Here is a 3,270-nt window from a genome sequence, read left to right as displayed (position 1 = left end):
GCCGCCCTGCTCATCGGGGACCTGGCCGGCGGCGCCGATCCGGACGCCTTCTTCCGCGACCGCCTGGAGGAGCCGCAGGCGCTGCGTGCCCGGGTCGTCCTGCTGCGCCAGGAGGAGGCCGGCCGGGACTCGGCCGCCGCAGCGGCCCGCGAACTCGCCCACACCCACAACACCCCGCTCAGCGAACTGCAACCGACCGAGGGCAGCACCACCATGGAAGCCGCCGCCGAGCTGATCGCCACCACCGATTTCGCCGCGGTTTACCTCGCGCTCACCCCGAACCTGTAGAGCCTTGTCCGTCGGCGCGGTCCTCAAAAGGGCGGACGAGCCGGGGAGCCCCTGCGCCGCCGGTGGCGCGGCGGCACACCCGCGCGAACCCCTCCCGCCCCCGCACGTCCCGGCAGCCGCTCACCCCGCTCGTCCGCTCGCCTCCGCACGCCCGCTCGCCCGCTCGCACCGTCGAAGGAACGTCTCCATGGATCGCCTCGCGAACACCGTGCGCCCCTACGCCTGGGGCTCCAGGGACGGCATCCGGGAACTGCTCGGCGTCGAGCCCTCCGGGGAACCGCAGGCCGAACTGTGGATGGGCGCCCACCCGGGCGCGCCCTCGCTGGTCGACCGGGGCGCCGGTCCGCGCCCGCTCTCCGAGGTCATCGCCGAGGACCCGCGGGGCGAGCTCGGTGACCGTGCAGTCGAGGCGTTCGGCCCGCGGCTGCCGTTCCTGTTCAAGGTGCTCGCCGCCGCGGCGCCGCTGTCCCTCCAGGTCCACCCCGACAGCGACCGGGCGGCAGCCGGCTTCGCCGCCGAGGAAGCCGACGGCGTGCCGATGGACGACCCCCGCCGCACCTACAAGGACCCGCACCACAAGCCCGAACTGCTCTGCGCGCTCACCTCGTTCGACGGGTTGTGCGGCTTCCGGCAGCCCGAGGAGGCCGCCGACCTGCTCGCCGCGCTCGACGTGGACGGCCTCAAGCCCTACGTCGACCTGCTGCGCGCCCACCCGCAGGACGCCGCGCTGCGCGAGGTCCTCACCGCCGTCCTCACCGCCGACCGCGAAGCGGTGGCCGGCACCGTCACCGAGGCGGTGGCCGCCGCGACCCGACTCGGAGCCGAGGACGGGCCGCACGCCGCCGCGTACGCCGCCTGCGCGGCCGCCGCCCACCACTACCCCGGCGATCCGGGCTTCGTCGCCGCGCTGCTGCTCAACCACGTGCGGCTGCAACCCGGTGAGGCGCTCTACCTGGGTGCGGGCGTGCCGCACGCCTACCTCGGCGGCCTGGGCGTCGAACTCATGGCCAACTCCGACAACGTGCTGCGCTGCGGCTTCACGCCCAAGCACGTGGACGTGCCGGAACTGCTGCGGGTGGTCCGGTTCGAGCCGCGCGACCCCGGCGTGCTCCGCCCCGAACCGGACGCCGACGGGTCCGAGGTCTACCTCACCCCGGCCCGGGAGTTCCAGCTCAGCCGCCACGTGCTCGCCCCCGCCGCGACCCCGGCCGAACTCGCCGCCGACGGCCCGCAGATTCTGCTGTGCACCGCCGGCAGCGTGCTGCTGCACGGGCCGTCGGGTGACGAACTGCCCCTGGAACATGGACAGTCGGTGTACGTTCCGGCCGGCGGATCAGTCCGGGTCAGTGGCGGGGGTACGATCTTCCGCGCCACCGTGGCGGCCTGACGCCGTCCGAGGCCGCCCGCGACCAACAGCGACCGGGCGCACTGGAAGCCGGAAGGAAAAAGCACCCATGAGTGCATCAGGCGGTACGAAGGCCATTCTCGCGGCCCTCATCGCGAACTTCGCGATCGCCGTGGCCAAGTTCGTGGCCTGGGTCTTCAGCGGCTCCTCGTCCATGCTCGCCGAAGGCGTGCACTCGCTCGCCGACGCCGGCAACCAGGGGCTGCTGCTGCTCGGCGGCAAGAAGGCCAAGCGGGAGGCGAGCGAGGAGCACCCCTTCGGCTACGGCCGGGAACGCTACATCTACAGCTTCCTGGTGGCGATCGTGCTGTTCTCGATGGGCGGCGTCTTCGCGCTCTACGAGGGCTACCTGAAGATCCAGGACCCGCACGAGATCACTCACTGGTACTGGCCGGTCGGCGTGCTGGTCTTCGCGATCATCGCGGAGATCTTCTCCTTCCGCACCGCCATCAAGGAGTCCAACGCGGTACGCGGCTCGCTCGGTTGGGTGCAGTTCGTGCGCCGCGCCAAGGCGCCGGAGCTGCCCGTCGTGCTGCTGGAGGACCTCGGCGCGCTGGTCGGCCTGGTCCTCGCGCTCGGCGGTGTCTCGCTGGCGCTGCTCACCGGCAACGGTGTGTGGGACGGCGTCGGCACCATGTGCATCGGTGTGCTGCTGGTCGTGATCGCGGTGATCCTCGCAGCGGAGACCAAGTCCCTGCTGCTGGGTGAGTCCGCCGACCCGGTGGAGCTTGACCGCATCCGCGACGCCATGGTCGACGACGCCTCCGTCACCGCCATCATCCACATGCGGACCCTGCACCTGGGTCCGGAGGAGCTGCTGGTCGCCGCGAAGATCGCGGTGGCCCACGACGACACGGCCGGCGAGGTGGCCCGGGCGATCGACGAGGCGGAGGCGCGCATCCGCCGTGCCGTGCCGATCGCCCGGGTCATCTACCTGGAACCGGACATCCCCCGCAGCTGATCGCTGCTCAGCGGATCTCGCCGAGCGCGGCGCGGATCCCGTCCCTTCCGGGAGCGCTCAGCAGGCGCTCCCGGAAGTCCGGGTCCATCAGCTTGCGGGACAGCAGCGCCAGGATCCGCAGGTGCTCGTCACCGGCAGCCGACTCCGGCACCGCGATCATGAACAGCAGCCGGGCCCGCGTACCGTCCGGCGCGCCCCACTCCACGCCCTCGCGGGAACGGGCGAACGCCACCACGGGGGCCGTGACGGCACCGGTCTTGGCGTGCGGAATGGCGATCCCGTCGCCCAGGCCGGTGGTTCCCTGCTCCTCCCTGGCCAGCGCCGCACGGACCAACTCCGCGCTGTCCGCCACCTTGCCGCTGGCGGACAGCAGCCACGCGAGCTCCCGGATCGCCTCGTCCTTCCCGGTGGCCGCCAGTTCCTCCCGCACGGTCTCGTCGGTCAGGTAGCCGGACAGCACGTCCAGGCGCTCACCGGCGTCGTCGGCTCCCGTCGCACCGGCGGGCGCCTCGCCGGAACCCCCGGCGACGTCACCGGCCACGGCACCGGAGGCCCGGGTGGGGCTCCGGTCGGTGCTGGTGCTGGTGCTGGTGGCGTGGGCGCCGCCCGCCTGGGG

At 73.0% G+C, this 3,270-nt stretch carries 4 protein-coding genes; 3 read left to right on the top strand and 1 reads right to left on the bottom strand.

From position 1 onward, the window contains the following. The 3 genes from ACYVE9_RS20200 to ACYVE9_RS20190 form a co-directional block, all read left to right on the top strand. The coding region (locus ACYVE9_RS20200) for an SIS domain-containing protein (protein ID WP_461029299.1) at positions 1 to 288 on the top strand (288 nt) is incomplete at its 5' end. A gap of 187 nt (positions 289 to 475) precedes the next feature. Further along, on the top strand, positions 476 to 1,675 hold the full coding sequence (gene manA / locus ACYVE9_RS20195; RefSeq protein ID WP_461029298.1) for a mannose-6-phosphate isomerase, class I: 1,200 nt from the start codon (positions 476 to 478) through the stop codon (positions 1,673 to 1,675). 67 nt (positions 1,676 to 1,742) lie between these two features. Continuing rightward, positions 1,743 to 2,654, top strand: a complete 912-nt coding sequence (locus tag ACYVE9_RS20190; protein ID WP_461029297.1) for a cation diffusion facilitator family transporter — start codon at positions 1,743 to 1,745, stop codon at positions 2,652 to 2,654. A 7-nt stretch (positions 2,655 to 2,661) separates the two neighbouring features. Here the strand turns inward: ACYVE9_RS20190 and ACYVE9_RS20185 are convergent. Then, on the bottom strand, positions 2,662 to 3,270 hold a 609-nt coding region (locus ACYVE9_RS20185; RefSeq protein ID WP_461029296.1), incomplete at its 5' end, for a PTS sugar transporter subunit IIA.

Source organism: Streptomyces sparsus (assembly GCF_054776295.1).
The sequence above is the reverse complement of the archived record's forward strand: the minus strand, read 5'-3'. Positions and strand labels throughout refer to the sequence as shown.

Bases quoted from the DNA above. Each gene is read 5' to 3' on its own strand.
- manA (WP_461029298.1), top strand. From the start codon at position 476: ATGGATCGCCTCGCGAACACCGTGCGCCCCTACGCCTGGGGCTCCAGG.
- ACYVE9_RS20190 (WP_461029297.1), top strand. From the start codon at position 1,743: ATGAGTGCATCAGGCGGTACGAAGGCCATTCTCGCGGCCCTCATCGCG.